The following is a 14,414-nucleotide window of genomic DNA, read 5'->3' as shown; positions in this document are numbered from 1 at the left end:
CCCCAGCCTCGACCGGGGCAATGCACCTCAGTCGCGGATGTAGCGGCTGTCCTTGATCTGATCCCAGGCCCAGACGACCTCGGACAGACGATCCTCGTCAGACCGGTCGCCGCCATTCATGTCGGGATGCAGGTCCTTGACCAGCGACTTGTACTGCTTGCGGATTTCGGCGCGGGTCCAGGTATCCTTGGCTTCCAGGATGTCCAGCGCGCGGCGCTCGGTCGGGGGCAGCTTGCGGGCGGCGACCTGTGCGCGGGCTTCGGGGGCGGTGCCGTTCGCGCCCAGAATCTCCAACGGATCGCTGACGCCGTGACGCGCCCATTTCTGTTCCTGCGCCGCGCGGCCAAAGGGCTTGGTCGGACGTTCCCACACGGTCGCATTGTCGATGAATTGCTGGAATTCCTCTTCGGACTGGCCCTGAAAGTAATTCCAGTTCGCGTTGTATTCGCGGACATGTTCTTTGCAGAACCAGAAGTAATCGTCGAGGTTTCGCGGATTCTTGGGCGCCCGATACTGGCCCGGCTCGTCGCAACCCTCGCGCTCGCAGATCCGGGTCGAGGTTTCGAAGGCACCCGACATCCCGCGCCGACCCTTGGCCTTGCGCTTCTTGTCCTTGGCGGCCGAAATATCGAAACCGAACGGGTCGTTCTTGCTCATGTCAGGGCACCTTTGCGACTCGGAGGCGGCAGTTTAGGCTATTTGGCGGGACATGAAAGGGCTTGATGGATGACAATCGCCACGGAAATGATCGCGCGGCTTTCGGCGCTGGAACCGACCCTGCTGGAGGTCACGGACGAAAGCGAAAGCCATCGCGGCCATGCCGGTTTCCGCGAGGGAGGGCAGACGCATTTCCGCATCCGCATGGCCAGCCCGCGCCTTGCGGGCCTCAGCCGGATCCAGCGGCACCGCCTTGTCCATGCTACCTTGGGCGACATCGTGCCGCGCATCCATGCGCTTGCGCTGGAACTGGCGGAAAGCTGAGCCGTTAGCGCGCGCAGGCTTGCCGCTGGCCTCCACCCCTCCTAAAACCCGCCGTGAACCCAAGGAGAGAGGGACGAGGGACATGACCGCGCCGAAGGATTTCAACGATCGCATGCTGTCTCTGGGCCTGGCCCGTGTCAGCGAAGCCGCCGCCCATGCCTCGGCCCGGCTGATCGGTCGCGGCGACGAGAAGGCCGCCGACCAGGCCGCCGTGAACGCGATGCGCGACCAGCTGAACAAGCTGGACATCAAGGGCGTCGTCGTGATCGGCGAGGGCGAGCGTGACGAGGCGCCGATGTTGTATATCGGCGAAGAGGTCGGCACCGGCGAAGGCCCCGAGGTGGACATCGCCCTCGACCCGCTGGAAGGCACGACCCTGACCGCCAAGGACATGCCGAACGCGCTGACCGTGATCGCCATGGCCCCGCGCGGCACGCTGCTGCACGCGCCCGACGTGTATATGGACAAGCTGGCCGTGGGTCCGGGCTATCCGGTCGATGTGGTCAGCCTGGACATGAGCCCGGCCGAACGCGTGCGCGCCCTGGCCCGCGCGCGCGGCTGCGAGGACAGCGACATCACCGTCTGCATCCTCGAACGTCCGCGCCACGAGGACATGATCGCCGAGGTCCGCGAAACCGGCGCCGCGATCCGCCTGATCACCGATGGCGACGTGGCGGGCGTGATCCACTGCGCCGAGGCCGAGCTGACCGGCATCGACATGTATATGGGTTCGGGCGGCGCCCCCGAGGGCGTTCTGGCCGCTGCCGCACTGAAATGCATGGGCGGGCAGATGTGGGGCCGCCTCCTGTTCCGCAACGAGGACGAGAAGGGCCGCGCCCGCAAGGCCGGCATAACCGAGCTGGACCGGATCTACAGCCGCGACGAGCTGGTGACGGCGGATGTGATCTTTGCGGCGACGGGCGTCACCAACGGCTCGATCGTGGCGGGCGTCAAGCGCGAGCCGGGCTATCTGACGACCGAGACGATCCTGATGCGGTCCAAGACCGGATCGGTGCGGCGGATGACCTATCGCAACCCGGTGAAGTGAGGTATGGGGGGCTCTGCCCCCCGTCCCCGTTCCGGGGACTCCCCCCGGGATATTTGAGTGAAGAAGAAGCATGACGGCGTTTCTGGGCATCGAGAGTTCGTTGACCGGGCGGCGTTGGATCGGCCCCGAGGCGGCGCTGGAGCGCCGGGCCGAGGGTCTGGCGCAGCAGGCGGGCCTGCCCTTGCCGGTGGCGCGGGTTCTGGCCGAGCGGGCCGTCGCGCCCGAGGAGGCGCCGGGTTTCCTGGCGCCGAAGCTGCGCGATCTGCTGCCCGACCCGCTGACCCTGCGCGACATGGCGGCGGCGGCCGAGCGGCTGGTCGAGGCGGCCGTGTCGGGTCAGCGGATCGCGATCTTCGCGGATTACGATGTGGATGGCGGGTCATCGGCCGCATTGCTGCTGGACTGGCTGCACCAGCTGGGGCGGCAGGCCAGCCTCTATGTGCCGGACCGGATCGACGAGGGCTATGGCCCCAACGCCCCCGCCATGGCCAAGCTGGCAGAGGCGAATGACCTGATCGTCTGCGTCGATTGCGGGACGCTATCCCATGACGCGCTGGCGGCCGCGACGGGCTGTGATGTTGTCGTGCTGGACCACCATCTGGGTGGCGAGACCCTGCCCCCCGCCCTGGCCGTGGTGAACCCGAACCGCATGGACGAGGATGGCGCGCTTGGCCATCTCTGCGCCGCGGGGGTGGTGTTCCTGACGCTGGTGCAGGCGGGACGCGTCCTGCGCGCGCGGGGCCTGCGCGAGCCCGATCTGATGGCGATGCTGGATCTGGTCGCTCTGGCGACGGTGGCGGATGTGGCGCCGCTGGTCGGCGTGAACCGCGCCTTCGTGCGGCAGGGTCTGGCCGTGATGGCGCGGCGCCAGCGGGCGGGGCTGGTCGCGCTGTCGGATATCGCGCGGCTGGACGGCGCGCCGAGCGCGTTTCATCTGGGCTTTCTGCTGGGGCCGCGCATCAATGCCGGGGGTCGCGTCGGGCGCGCCGATCTGGGCGCTTTGTGCCTGTCCTGCCGCGATCCGCGCGATGCGGGCGAACTGGCCCGGCAACTGGACGAGCTGAACCGCGACCGCCGCGCGATCGAGGCCGCCGTCCGGCAAGAGGCCATCGCGCAGGTCGAGGCGCGGGCCGAGGCGCGCCTGTCCTGGGCCGCCGGTCCCGGCTGGCATCCCGGCGTGGTGGGCATCGTCGCCGCGCGGGTGAAAGAGGCAACCGACCTGCCCTCGGTCGTGATCGGGGTCGAGGGCGGGATCGGCAAGGGCAGTGCGCGTTCGGTTCCCGGCGTCGATCTGGGCCGCGCGATCCAGCGGCTGGCGCGCGAGGGGCTGTTGCTGAAGGGCGGCGGGCACATGATGGCCGCAGGGCTGACCGTGGCCGAGCCGATGATCGCCCCCGCGATGGAGCGCTTGGCCGACCTGATCGCCCGCGATCTGGCCGGGCGCACGGGGGCGGGCGATCTGCGGATCTCGGGCCTGCTGGAGCCATCGGGCGCCACGATCGAGATGTTCCGGATGCTCGAGGATGCAGGCCCCTTCGGGCAGGCCGCCCCGGCGCCGCGTTTCGCGCTGGCCGATCAGCTGATCGACAGCGCCGCCACGATGGGCGACCGGCATCTGCGCCTCCAATTCCGCAGCCCCGGCAGCCCGCCGCTGGAGGCCGTGGCCTGGGGCGCGATGGACGGCCCGCTTGGTCCGGGCCTGATCGGCGCCAAGGGCCGGCGCTTTCATCTGGCGGGCAAGCTGGAATTGTCCACCTGGGGCGGGCGCGAAAGACTGCGGCTGCGGCTGGACGATGCCGCGCCGGTGGGCAACCTTTGACGCGGCTGCGGGTTCTGGTCAGGGCCTGCAAGCGCGGCTAACCTGCCGCAAAGCGCGAAGGAGGATCTGATGAAACTGACCTGGCTTGGCCATTCCGGCTTTCGTCTGGAAATCGAGAATGCGGTGATCCTGATCGACCCGTGGTTCACCGGAAACCCGCTTTTTCCCGCCGAGGCGCGGGACGAGGCCGTCGCGGGCGCGACCCATATCCTGATCACCCATGGTCATGGCGACCATACCGGCGACACGCTGGCGCTCGCGCGCGAACTGGGCGTGCCTGTCGTCGGCATCTACGATCTGATCAGCCATTGGGAATCGGCCGAGGGGATCAGCGGCATCGGCTTCAACAAGGGCGGCACGGTCGATCTGGGCGGCGCCCAGGTCACGATGGTCAATGCCAGCCATTCCAGTTCGCTTGGCGGGCCGGACGGGCCGATCTATGCGGGCCATGAATCGGGCTACATGATCGCGGGCGAAGGCCATGTGATCTATGTCTCGGGCGATACCGACATCATGGCCGACATGGAATGGATGGGGGACCTGCACAAGCCCGATATCGGCATCCTGTCGGCGGGCGGGCATTTCACCATGGACATGGCGCGGGCGGCCTATGCGGCGCGGCGCTACTTCAACTTCAAGACGGTGATCCCCTGCCATTACAAGACCTTCCCCCTGCTGGAGCAATCCGCGCAGGCGCTGATCGACGGCCTGCCCGGCGTCACCGTGATCGAGCCCGAAGTGATGAAGGCGATCACGCTGTGAGCTTCCAGCGCTTCGACGATCCGGCGGGCGGGGGCGATCACGCCGCACGTCTGGAGGCCCTGAGGACCGAGATGGCGGCGCGCGGGCTCGACGCGGTGATCGTGCCGCGTGCCGACGCGCATCAGGGTGAATATGTTGCCGACGCCGATGCGCGGCTGGCCTGGCTGACGGGCTTCACCGGCAGCGCGGGCTTTGCCGTCGTGACGACCGAAGGCGCCGGTGTGTTCATCGACGGGCGCTACCGCGTGCAGGTGCGCGACCAGATCGACCTGCGCCATTTCGCGCCGGTGAACTGGCCCGAGACCTGCCCCTCGGACTGGCTGCGCGAGGCGCTGCCGCAGGGGGGCCGGGTGGGTTTCGACCCCTGGCTGCACACCCGCCGCGATATTCAGGGGCTGGAAAAGGCCCTGCACGGCACCGGGATCGCGCTAATCGCGCTGGACGACAACCCGGTGGATGCGATCTGGCCGGATCGTCCGGCGCCTCCGGTCGGGGCGGCGCGCATCCATTCCGACGACTTGGCGGGCGAAAGCGCCGCGCAGAAGCGCGCGCGGCTGGCGGCCGAGTTGAAGGCTGCGGGCCATGCCTCGGCGCTGATGAACCTGCCCGATTCCATCTCGTGGCTGCTTAACATCCGGGGCAGCGACCTGCCGCGCAATCCGGTGGTGCAAGGCTTCGCGGTCCTGTCCGATGATGGCCATGTCGCGCTGTTCGCGGACGCCGGCAAGTTAGACGACAGCCTGCGCGCGCATCTGGGCAACGAGGTCTCGATCCTGCCGCCCGAGGGGCTGGCCGCCGCGCTGACCGATCTGGAAGGCCCGGTCCGTCTGGACCCCGGCAGCGCGCCCGAAGCCGCGTTCCGCATTCTGGAAGCCGCGGGCACGGCCATCGCGCGCGGCCCCGATCCGGCGATCCTGCCCAAGGCCGTGAAGAACGCCGCCGAACTGGCCGGGATGCGCGCCGCCCATCGCCGCGACGGGCTGGCGATGGTGCGCTTTCTGGCCTGGCTGGACGCGCAGGACCACGCCGCGCTGACCGAGATCGACGTGGTGCGCCGCCTCGAAGATCTGCGCCGCGAGGCCGGGATTCTGGATATCAGCTTCGACACGATCATGGGCGCGGGGCCGAACGGCGCCATCGTCCATTACCGCGTGACCGAGGCGACCAATCGCCGTCTGGTGCCGGGCGATCTGCTGCTGGTGGATTCGGGCGGGCAATATGCCGACGGGACGACCGACATCACCCGCACGCTGGCGCTTGGGCAGGCGCGGGCCGACGCGGTGGCGCCCTTCACCGCTGTCCTGCGCGGGATGATCGCGCTCAGCCGGGCGCGGTTTCCGCGTGGCGTGGGCGGCGCGCATCTGGACGCGCTGGCGCGGCAATTCCTGTGGTCGCAGGGGATGGATTTCGACCACGGCACCGGTCACGGCGTCGGCGCGGCGCTGTGCGTCCATGAAGGCCCCGCCCGGATCAGCCGCGCCAGCGACATGCCTCTGCAACCCGGCATGATCCTGTCGAACGAGCCGGGCTATTACCGCGAGGGCAGCTTTGGCATCCGGATCGAGAATCTGGTCGTCGTGACCGAGGCCGATGCCGAACCCGGTCGCGCCATGCTGGGTTTCGAGACGCTGACCCTCTGCCCGATCGACCGCCGCCTGATCGACCGGGCCGCGCTGGCGCCCGAGGAACGGGCATGGCTGGACGATTACCACATGCGCGTGCGGATCGAGCTGGCGGGCGATCTGGACGGGGCCGAACGCGACTGGCTGGTTGCCGCGACCGAGCCGCTTTAAACTGGGGTGCCGCTAGACGCCAAGCGTCTGGCGGCCCCGCGCGACCAGCCCGCGCAGATCGTCCATGCTCAGGGCGCCAAAGGCGGCCTCGTCGCCGCAGACGAAGGTCGGCGTTCCGGCCAGCCCCATATGGTCGCCCAGAAGATAGGTCATCGAGATGTGCCGCTCGACCCGGTCGCTGTCCATCTCGGCCAAGAGGGCGGTCTCGTCCAGCCCGATCTCGCGCGCGACGCGCATCACGACAGGGCGTTCGATCCGCTGGCGGGTGGACAGCAGGCGCGAATGCATCTGCCAGTAGCGCCCCATCGACAGCGAGGCCAGCGAGGCCCGCGCCGCGAAATCCGACCCCGGCCCGAAGATCGGCCATTCGCGGAACACGACGCGCAGGTTCGGATCCTCGCCGATCAGTGCCTGAATGCGGGGCATCATCGTGCGGCAATGCGGGCAATTGTAGTCGAAGAACTCGCTGAGCGTGATGTTGCCGTCGGGATTGCCCAGAACCGGCGAGGTGTCGTCGCGTTCCAGCACGCGGCGGATTTCCTCGGGCATGGGATTGGCGCGTTCGGCGCGCGCAGGCAGGGCCGACAGCGCCAGCCCGGCGCTGGCGGTGGTCAGAAGGCTGCGGCGGGTCGGCATGGCTTGTCCTTTCGCGGTCTGTCCCCTTGGCGTATCGGGCGGGCATACATGCGTAAATCCCGATACGACCCCGGACGGGTCACGATGGTGTCAGGTCACGGCCGACTTGCGGTGGAATTCGGGCCGGTCCCACGACCCCTCGCGCAGGATGCGGGCCAGCACGGCGACGGCGTGGTCGACATCCTCGGCGCTGTTGTAAAGCGGCGCGAAGCCAAAGCGCAGCACGTCGGGCGCGCGGAAATCGCCGATCACGCCCTGGGCGATCAGGGCCTGCATCACGGCGTATCCCTGGGGGTGACGGAAGCCCACCTGCGACCCGCGCCGGGCCGGATCGCGCGGCGAATTGAGGCTGAGGCCGGGACACTCCGCCTCGACCCCCGTGATGAAGCGTTCGCTCAGCGCGATGGATGCGGCGCGCAGATCGGCCATGTCCACCTGATCCCAGACATCCATCGCGGCCTCCAGCGCGGCCAGCGCGATGACCGGCGGCGTGCCGACCCGCATCCGCTGGATGCCCGGCGCGGGGCGGTAATCCAGATCAAAGGCAAAGGGGGCGGCATGGCCAAGCCATCCCTGCAGGATGGGCTGCGCCTGATCCTCAAGCCGCGGATGGGTCCAGATGAAGGCGGGCGCGCCCGGCCCGCCGTTCAGATACTTGTAGGTGCAGCCCACCGCGAAATCGGCATCCGCGCCCAGCAGGTCCACATCGACCGCGCCCGCCGAATGGGCCAGATCCCAGACCGTCAGCGCGCCCGCCTTGTGCGCCAGCGCGGTCAGGGCGGCCATGTCGTGGCGGCGGCCGGTGCGGTAATCCACCTCGGTCAGCATCAGGACGGCCAGATCGGGGGTGATGGCGGCCTCGACATCCTCGGGGGCGACGACGCGCAATTCGGCGCCGACGGCGCGGGCCAGCCCCTCGGCCACATAGAGATCCGAGGGGAAGTTCCCGCTATCTGACAGGATCACCCGCCGGTCGGGGCGCAGCGCGCGCGCGGCGCTGACGGCCTGAAACACCTTGACCGACAGCGTGTCGCCCATCACGACCTGCCCCGGCCCGGCGCCGATCAGCCGCGCGATCCGGTCGCCCACCCGGCCCGGCTGGTCCATCCAGCCCGCCCGGTTCCAGCCGGTGATCAGCATTTCCGACCATTCGTCGGCCATCATCCGCGCGACGCGATCCGTCGCGGCCTTGGGCATGGGGCCAAGGGAATTGCCGTCCAGATAGGTGACGCCCTGCGGCAGGTGAAAGGCTTGGCGGGTACGGGTGAAATCGGTCATCTCTGTCTCCTCTTGACGGCACGCTAGCAGGGGGGTTCGCTGCCCGAAAGAGGGAGAGAAGATGCTCTATCACGTCACCGACTGGGACGACGCCTATGCCAACGCCGCCCATATCGCGGGGGGTGAGGGCTACCCGGCCCGCTGGCAGGCGGCAGCCGCCGCGTTTCGTGACGCACATCCGCCGCAGGCCCTGCGCGGCGGGCACCTGTTTCGGCCCGCAGGGGATGCGCGCGGGCTTATGGTCTTTATCCATGGCGGCTACTGGATGCGCTTTGCGCCCGGCGACTGGTCGCATCTGGCGGCGGGGGCGCTGGCGCGGGGCTGGGCCTGTCTGATGCCCGCCTATCCGCTGGCGCCCAAGGCGCGCATCGCCGCGATGACCGCCGAGGTCGCCGCCAGCATCGCCGAGGCGGCGGCGCTGATCCCCGGCCCCATTGCCATCAGCGGCCATTCGGCGGGCGGGCATCTGGCCGCGCGCATGATCTGCCCCGGCGTGCTGCCCGACCCGGTCGCGGCGCGGGTGACGGCCTGCCTGCCGATCTCGCCCCTGTCGGATCTGCGCCCGCTGATGCGGACCGCGATGAACGCGACGCTGGCGCTGGACCTGCCCGAGACCCTTGCCGAAAGCCCTGCCCTGCTGCCCCCGCGCGGGGGCATCCCCGTCACCGTCTGGGTCGGCGGGGCCGAACGGCCCGAGTTCCTGCGGCAGGCGCGGGTGCTGGCCGATCTGTGGGCCGGGATGGGGGCCGCGACGGAATGCGTGGTCGATCCGGGGCGGCATCATTTCGATGTGGTGGACGCGCTGGCCGATCCGGGCAGCCCGATGATGCGGCGCCTGCTGGCCTAGGCCGTGAAATCCGCGACCGTCGCGCCGGCCAGCTCTGCCAGCCGGTCGGGCGCGATGGCAAAGATGTGGCGCGGCGTGCCTGCCGCCGCCCAGACCTGCCCGAAGCTCAGCAGATGCCGGTCGAAGAAGGCACGCGGCGGGCGCAGATGGCCAAGGGGCGCGACGCCGCCGATGGCAAAGCCCGTCTCGGCCCGGATCAGCGCGGCATCGGCGCGACCTAATGCCTCGCCCGCCAGGGCCGAGGCGCGCGCCGGATCGACCTGCCGCCCGCCCGCCGTGACGAACAGGACGACATGGCCGCTGGTCTCGCCGCGAAAGATGATCGACTTGGCGATCTGATCCACATGGCAGCCCGCCGCCGCCGCGGCCTCGACGGCGGTGCGGGTGCTGTCGGCCATCTCGATGATCCGCGCGGCCTCGCCTGCCTGTTCCAATGCGGCGCGCACGCGCGCAAGGCTCTTGCTCATCCCCTGCCCCCTGTTCCGGTTCGCGCGCATCTGACCCGTCCCGCGCGCCTTGGGCAAGCCGCCCCTTGCACGACGCGCCATCATGGTGTTGGCAGGGCCACCAACCAAGGAGATTGCGATGCAGGTCTATACGCTGGTGATCGAACTGGGCCGCCGCGAGGGCGACGGCCTGCCCAAGGGCGCGACGGGCGCCGGGCTGGTCTGCTACGCGCCAGGCAAGGACGAGGCCGAGGCCGTGCGCGAGACCGTCGCCATCCTTAAACAGGCCGAGATGGCGCCTTTGGACGTGACCGGCTACGGCACGCTTGAGGAACGGCTGGCCGAGGGCCACGAGATCGACGACGAAGAACGCGCCCTGATGCAGCGCGCGCTGGACGAGAATTCCGTCATCATCGCGCAGATGACGCCCTGGTTCGGGGACCGCCCCGAGGATACGGCTCACTGATCCTCACGCCTTCGTGAGGGTGCCGGGGGCGCGCCCTTTCCCGGGCTTGGCTAGGCAAGGGACGGCCTTTCGGCTAGGCTGGCCGCAATCAAGAAACTCGGCAGTCACGAACAGGCGAACCAGATGATCCTTTCCCGTATCTTCCTGTCCACCGCGATTGTGGGCGTTCTGGCCTCTTGCGCGGCCCCCGTCTCGCGCAGCCCGGTGGCCGCCGCGCCCGCCGCGGTGACGCCCGCCGCGATCCCGCCCGCAGCCGCTGGCGATCAGGCGGGGCTTCAGCGCTTCGTCCAGAACTTCCGCGCCCGCGCGCTGGCTTCGGGCATCTCGGCCGCCACCTATGACCGCGCGATGCAGCTGGCCCGCTACAACCCCGAGGTGATCCGCCTGGACCGCCGTCAGGCCGAGTTCACGCGCCCGGTCTGGCTGTATCTGGACAGCGCCGTCTCGGATAACCGCATCACCACGGGCCGCCAGAAGAACGCCGAATTGTCGCGCAGCCTGGCCGCGATCGAGGCCCGCTACGGCGTCCCGCGCGAGATCGTGCTGTCGGTCTGGGGGATGGAATCGAACTTCGGCGCGAACCGTGGCCGGATGCAGATCATCCCGTCGCTGGCGACGCTGGCCTATGACGGCCGCCGGGGCGAGATGTTCCAGAACCAGCTGATCGCCGCGCTGCGGATCCTTCAGGCCGGCGACACCGCGCCCGAGAACATGCTGGGCAGCTGGGCGGGTGCCATGGGCCATACGCAGTTCATGCCGACCTCGTATCTGGAATATGCGGTTGATTTCAACGGCGACGGCCGCCGCGACATCTGGTCCGAGGATCCGACGGACTCGCTGGCCTCGACGGCGAATTACCTGCGCCGCAACGGCTGGGTTCCGGGCCAGCCCTGGGGCGCCGAGGTGCAGCTGCCCGCGAATTTCAACATGAGTCTCATCGGCAAGAGCACGCGGCGTTCGGCCTCGGACTGGTCGGCGCAGGGCGTGCGGCGGATCGGCGGGGGCGCGCTGCCCAATGTCAACGGCTCGATCATCATGCCGGCTGGCGCGCGCGGCCCGGCCTTCCTGATCGGCGACAACTTCCGGTCGATCCTGCGCTACAACAACTCGGACAATTACGCGCTTGGCGTGTCGTTCCTGGCGGAACGCATCGCGGGCCGTCCGGGCATCCAGGGGTCCTGGCCACGCAGCGACCGCCCCCTGTCCACGTCCGAGCGCGAGGAAATCCAGCGCCGTCTGGCGCAGCGCGGCTTCTATCAGGGCGAGATCGACGGCCTGTTCGGCTCGGTCACGATGGAGGCCGTGTCGGCCTTTCAGCGTTCGATCGGGGTCACGCCGGACGGCTATCCGACCTCGATCCTGCTGGATCAGCTTCGCCGCTGAGGCCTGCGGCACGAAACGGAAAGGCGCCCCACAAGGGCGCCTTTTCGCGTTTTGCGCCTCAGTCGCGCATCCGCTGGCCGTTCTCGTGGAAATGCAGCGCGCGGGTCGCGTCGGGGGTCAGCCAGACCGTGCTGTCGGGCGCGTGGTCATGTTCGCCGAACAGCCGCACCGTCAGCAGGCCATCGGCGGGTGTCGTCACATAGACCAGCGTCTCGCCGCCCAGTTTCTCGACATGGCTGATGCGGCCTTCGATCTGCCCGCCCGTGGTCGAGATCGCAAGATGTTCGGGCCGGATGCCCAGAATATCCGACCGCAGGCCCAGAGGCCCGGCCTTGAGGAAATTCATCTTGGGGCTGCCGATGAAGCCCGCGACAAAGACGTTGTCGGGGTCGTTATAGAGGTCCATCGGCGCGCCGATCTGCGCCACGCGGCCCGCATTCAGCACCACGATCTTGTCGGCCAGCGTCATCGCCTCGACCTGGTCATGGGTGACGTAGATCATCGTGGCGCCAAGGTCGCGGTGCAGGCGCGCGATCTCGATCCGGGTGGCGACGCGCAGGGCGGCGTCGAGGTTGGACAGGGGCTCGTCGAACAGGAACAGCTTGGGCGTCCGCACGACCGCCCGACCGATGGCCACGCGCTGGCGCTGGCCGCCCGACAATTCCGCAGGCCTCCGGTCCATCAGCGCGCCCAGTTCCAGCATCGCGGCCGCCTTGTCGGTCGCGGCGCGGATCTCGGCGCGCGACTTGCCCGCCTGTTTCAGCGCCAGCCCCATATTGTCGCGCACGGTCAGGTGCGGATAAAGCGCGTAGGACTGGAACACCATCGCGATCTCGCGCTTGGCGGGCGCCACGCCGTTGACGCGGACCCCGTCGATGGCGACCTCGCCCGCGCTGACATCCTCCAGCCCCGCGATCATCCGCAAAAGCGTCGATTTCCCGCAGCCTGAAGGGCCGACGAAGACGCAGAACTCGCCATCCTCGACGGCCAGATCGACGCCCTTGATGACATCGGTCGTGCCGAAGGATTTGGTCACTTGGGTCAGGGTCAGGGCTCCCATGGGGCCTCCTTCAAAGGGTGACGGCGGCGCCGGTCCGCACGCTTTCATCCGCCGCCAGGCAGACGGCCAGCGAACGCAGCGCGTCGGTCATGTGCCGGGTCAGGTCGAGATCCTCGGTGATCGCGCGGGCCATGAAGGCCTGCTGGCGGTCGCATAATTGCTGGTGGCCGGGCTCGTCGCTCATGTCCAGATCCTCGTCGCCCGCGCCCACGCGGTGGATGCGCAGGGTCGAGGTGCGGGTATGCGCGTCGATATCGTCCGAGCGCGCATCCCCCGGCATCCGGATCGAGACCGCGCCGCGCGGGCTGACCACATCCTTCACGAAGAACGCCGTGTCCGACATCATCGGACCCCAGCCCGCCTCGTACCAGCCGACCGATCCATCGGCGAACAGCACCTGGAAATGGCCGTAATTGTACATGTCCTCCGGGATCTCGTCGGACAGGCGCAGGCCCATGCCGCGCACCTCGACGGGGGCAGCGTCGGTGATCTGGCACATCACATCGACGTAATGCACGCCACAATCCACGATGGGCGAGGTCGTCTGCATCAGCGCCTTGTGGACGGCCCATGTCGGGCCGGAGGATTGCTGGTTCAGGTTCAGGCGGAACACATAGGGGCCCCCAAGGGCGCGGGCCTCGGCGATCAGGCGCTGCCAGCTGGGATGGTGGCGCAGGATGTAGCCCACGACCAGCTTGCGACCTGTCGCCTGCGCGCAATCGACGACCCGGCGCGCATCCGCAAGCGTGGTGGCCAGCGGCTTTTCGACGAAGACATGCGCGCCCGCCTGCATCGCCGCGATGGCGTAATCGGCATGGCTGTCGGAATAGGTGGCGACGATCACCAGATCGGGGCGCAGGCTTTCCAGCGCCTGTTCGTAATCGTGGCCGAAGGGATAGCCCCGCAGCGCCTCGGGCAGGTCGGGCGCGCTGCGGTTCACCAGCCCCACGATCTGGAAAGCCGGATCGGCATGGCAGGCCAGCGCATGGGACAGGCCCATATTGCCAAGGCCGACGACAAGGGTCCGGATCGGAGCGGGATCATGGGCGGTCATTTGACGGCTCCTGCGGTGATGCCACGGATGAGCTGGCGCGAGAAGATCAGGTAGAGGACCAGCACCGGCACGATCGCCAGCCCAAGTGCGGCCAGAACCGCGTTCCAGTCGGTGACGAACTGCCCGATGAAGGATTGCGACCCAAGGGTCAGGGTCTTGGTCTCCTCTGACGGTGCGAGGATCAGCGGGAACCACAGGTCGTTCCAGATCGGGATCATGGTAAAGACCGCGACCGTGGCCATCGCCGGACGCACCAGCGGCAGGACCAGCCGGAAAAAGATCGTGTATTCCGACAGCCCGTCGATCCGCCCCGCATTCTTCAGATCGTCGGAAACGTTCCGCATGAACTCGGACAGGATGAACACCGCCAGCGGCAGGCCCTGCGCGGTATAGACCAGGATCAGCGCGGTCAGCGTGTTGACCAGACCCGAGGCGACCATCATCTGAAGGATCGCCACCGTCCCCAGCCGGATCGGGATCATGATGCCAAGCGCCAGATACAGCCCCATCAGGCTGTTGCCGCGAAAGCGGTATTCCGACAGCGCGAAGGCCGCCATCGCGCCGAACAGCAGCACGAAGAACAGGCTGGCCAGCGTCACGATCATCGAGTTCTGGAAATACAGCAGGAAATCGCCCTGTTGCAGCACCGTCCGGTAGCCGACCAAATCGAAGGTCTCTGCCCTGGGCAGGGCCAGCGGCTCGGCGAAGATCGCGCGGCGTGACTTGAAGCTGTTGACCACGATCACGAAGACCGGGAACAGCGCGATCAGCGTATAGAGGATCAGGACCGCATGGGCGGCAAGGCTGCGGCTGGTCGAATGGCGTGCGATGCTCATGGCCG

At 68.5% G+C, this 14,414-nt stretch carries 15 protein-coding genes; 8 read left to right on the top strand and 7 right to left on the bottom strand.

Features of this window, described 5'->3' with window-relative positions; genetic code table 11:
- Positions 1-27: 27 nt before the first annotated feature.
- Positions 28-657, bottom strand: coding sequence for a DnaJ domain-containing protein (locus ACTZWU_RS11505; RefSeq protein WP_444737505.1), 630 nt, complete (start codon positions 655-657; stop codon positions 28-30).
- A 69-nt stretch (positions 658-726) separates the two neighbouring features.
- Between ACTZWU_RS11505 and ACTZWU_RS11500 the strand changes: the two genes are divergently transcribed.
- From ACTZWU_RS11500 to ACTZWU_RS11480, 5 genes are all read left to right on the top strand, one after another.
- The gene (locus ACTZWU_RS11500; RefSeq protein ID WP_444737504.1) at positions 727-981 is read left to right on the top strand and encodes a BolA family protein; all 255 of its coding nucleotides are present in this window, start codon (positions 727-729) and stop codon (positions 979-981) included.
- 82 nt (positions 982-1,063) lie between these two features.
- Positions 1,064-2,029 (top strand): class II fructose-bisphosphatase, encoded by a 966-nt coding sequence (gene glpX / locus ACTZWU_RS11495; RefSeq protein ID WP_444737503.1) that lies wholly within the window; start codon positions 1,064-1,066, stop codon positions 2,027-2,029.
- 70 nt (positions 2,030-2,099) lie between these two features.
- Positions 2,100-3,848, top strand: coding sequence for a single-stranded-DNA-specific exonuclease RecJ (gene recJ, locus ACTZWU_RS11490; protein ID WP_444737502.1), 1,749 nt, complete (start codon positions 2,100-2,102; stop codon positions 3,846-3,848).
- A 69-nt stretch (positions 3,849-3,917) separates the two neighbouring features.
- The gene (locus tag ACTZWU_RS11485; RefSeq protein WP_444737501.1) at positions 3,918-4,610 is read left to right on the top strand and encodes a metal-dependent hydrolase; all 693 of its coding nucleotides are present in this window, start codon (positions 3,918-3,920) and stop codon (positions 4,608-4,610) included.
- The gene (locus ACTZWU_RS11480) at positions 4,607-6,403 is read left to right on the top strand and encodes an aminopeptidase P family protein (RefSeq protein WP_444737500.1); all 1,797 of its coding nucleotides are present in this window, start codon (positions 4,607-4,609) and stop codon (positions 6,401-6,403) included. Before ACTZWU_RS11485 ends, ACTZWU_RS11480 begins: the two co-directional genes overlap by 4 nt.
- 12 nt (positions 6,404-6,415) lie before the next feature.
- On the opposite strand, the gene ACTZWU_RS11475 is transcribed toward ACTZWU_RS11480, so the two are convergent.
- Both ACTZWU_RS11475 and kynU read right to left on the bottom strand, forming a co-directional pair.
- On the bottom strand, positions 6,416-7,039 hold the full coding sequence (locus ACTZWU_RS11475) for a DsbA family protein (protein WP_444737499.1): 624 nt from the start codon (positions 7,037-7,039) through the stop codon (positions 6,416-6,418).
- Between the two features lie 90 nt (positions 7,040-7,129).
- Entirely contained in the window at positions 7,130-8,317 is a 1,188-nt protein-coding gene (gene kynU / locus ACTZWU_RS11470; RefSeq protein WP_444737498.1) for a kynureninase, read from the bottom strand.
- 61 nt (positions 8,318-8,378) lie between these two features.
- On the opposite strand from kynU, the gene ACTZWU_RS11465 reads away from it, so the two are divergent.
- Positions 8,379-9,164, top strand: a complete 786-nt coding sequence (locus ACTZWU_RS11465) for an alpha/beta hydrolase (protein WP_444737497.1) — start codon at positions 8,379-8,381, stop codon at positions 9,162-9,164.
- On the opposite strand, the gene ACTZWU_RS11460 is transcribed toward ACTZWU_RS11465, so the two are convergent.
- Positions 9,161-9,631, bottom strand: coding sequence for a YbaK/EbsC family protein (locus ACTZWU_RS11460; RefSeq protein WP_444737496.1), 471 nt, complete (start codon positions 9,629-9,631; stop codon positions 9,161-9,163). The two genes, ACTZWU_RS11465 and ACTZWU_RS11460, sit on opposite strands and share 4 nt — an antisense overlap.
- Before the next feature lie 118 nt (positions 9,632-9,749).
- On the opposite strand from ACTZWU_RS11460, the gene ACTZWU_RS11455 reads away from it, so the two are divergent.
- Together ACTZWU_RS11455 and ACTZWU_RS11450 are read left to right on the top strand one after the other, a co-directional pair.
- On the top strand, positions 9,750-10,076 hold the full coding sequence (locus ACTZWU_RS11455; RefSeq protein WP_444737495.1) for a hypothetical protein: 327 nt from the start codon (positions 9,750-9,752) through the stop codon (positions 10,074-10,076).
- A 123-nt stretch (positions 10,077-10,199) separates the two neighbouring features.
- Positions 10,200-11,459, top strand: a complete 1,260-nt coding sequence (locus tag ACTZWU_RS11450; RefSeq protein ID WP_444737494.1) for a lytic murein transglycosylase — start codon at positions 10,200-10,202, stop codon at positions 11,457-11,459.
- A gap of 58 nt (positions 11,460-11,517) precedes the next feature.
- Here ACTZWU_RS11450 and ACTZWU_RS11445 read toward each other — a convergent pair whose 3' ends face one another.
- Genes ACTZWU_RS11445 through ACTZWU_RS11435 form a run of 3 tightly spaced genes read right to left on the bottom strand, consistent with a single transcriptional unit; the run spans position 11,518 to position 14,409 of the window.
- Positions 11,518-12,519: an ABC transporter ATP-binding protein gene (locus ACTZWU_RS11445; RefSeq protein WP_444737493.1), complete on the bottom strand. Its 1,002-nt coding sequence runs from the start codon at positions 12,517-12,519 to the stop codon at positions 11,518-11,520.
- Positions 12,520-12,529: 10 nt separating this feature from the next.
- Positions 12,530-13,573, bottom strand: a complete 1,044-nt coding sequence (locus ACTZWU_RS11440; RefSeq protein ID WP_444737492.1) for a Gfo/Idh/MocA family protein — start codon at positions 13,571-13,573, stop codon at positions 12,530-12,532.
- Positions 13,570-14,409 (bottom strand): carbohydrate ABC transporter permease, encoded by an 840-nt coding sequence (locus ACTZWU_RS11435; protein WP_304617642.1) that lies wholly within the window; start codon positions 14,407-14,409, stop codon positions 13,570-13,572. Before ACTZWU_RS11435 ends, ACTZWU_RS11440 begins: the two co-directional genes overlap by 4 nt.
- Positions 14,410-14,414: the final 5 nt, after the last annotated feature.

This window comes from Paracoccus sp. NSM, from assembly GCF_052379855.1.
Taxonomy (GTDB): Bacteria; Pseudomonadota; Alphaproteobacteria; order Rhodobacterales; family Rhodobacteraceae; genus Paracoccus.
Note: the sequence above shows the minus strand (reverse complement) of the source record. Positions and strands in the feature narration are given on the sequence as shown.

Coding starts and splice junctions, on each gene's coding strand:
- recJ (WP_444737502.1), top strand. CDS start 2,100: ATGACGGCGTTTCTGGGCATCGAGAGTTCGTTGACCGGGCGGCGTTGG.
- ACTZWU_RS11500 (WP_444737504.1), top strand. CDS start 727: ATGACAATCGCCACGGAAATGATCGCGCGGCTTTCGGCGCTGGAACCG.
- kynU (WP_444737498.1), bottom strand. CDS start 8,317: ATGACCGATTTCACCCGTACCCGCCAAGCCTTTCACCTGCCGCAGGGC.
- ACTZWU_RS11460 (WP_444737496.1), bottom strand. CDS start 9,631: ATGAGCAAGAGCCTTGCGCGCGTGCGCGCCGCATTGGAACAGGCAGGC.
- ACTZWU_RS11445 (WP_444737493.1), bottom strand. CDS start 12,519: ATGGGAGCCCTGACCCTGACCCAAGTGACCAAATCCTTCGGCACGACC.
- ACTZWU_RS11450 (WP_444737494.1), top strand. CDS start 10,200: ATGATCCTTTCCCGTATCTTCCTGTCCACCGCGATTGTGGGCGTTCTG.
- ACTZWU_RS11435 (WP_304617642.1), bottom strand. CDS start 14,409: ATGAGCATCGCACGCCATTCGACCAGCCGCAGCCTTGCCGCCCATGCG.
- ACTZWU_RS11465 (WP_444737497.1), top strand. CDS start 8,379: ATGCTCTATCACGTCACCGACTGGGACGACGCCTATGCCAACGCCGCC.
- ACTZWU_RS11475 (WP_444737499.1), bottom strand. CDS start 7,039: ATGCCGACCCGCCGCAGCCTTCTGACCACCGCCAGCGCCGGGCTGGCG.
- ACTZWU_RS11505 (WP_444737505.1), bottom strand. CDS start 657: ATGAGCAAGAACGACCCGTTCGGTTTCGATATTTCGGCCGCCAAGGAC.
- ACTZWU_RS11455 (WP_444737495.1), top strand. CDS start 9,750: ATGCAGGTCTATACGCTGGTGATCGAACTGGGCCGCCGCGAGGGCGAC.
- ACTZWU_RS11485 (WP_444737501.1), top strand. CDS start 3,918: ATGAAACTGACCTGGCTTGGCCATTCCGGCTTTCGTCTGGAAATCGAG.
- glpX (WP_444737503.1), top strand. CDS start 1,064: ATGACCGCGCCGAAGGATTTCAACGATCGCATGCTGTCTCTGGGCCTG.
- ACTZWU_RS11440 (WP_444737492.1), bottom strand. CDS start 13,573: ATGACCGCCCATGATCCCGCTCCGATCCGGACCCTTGTCGTCGGCCTT.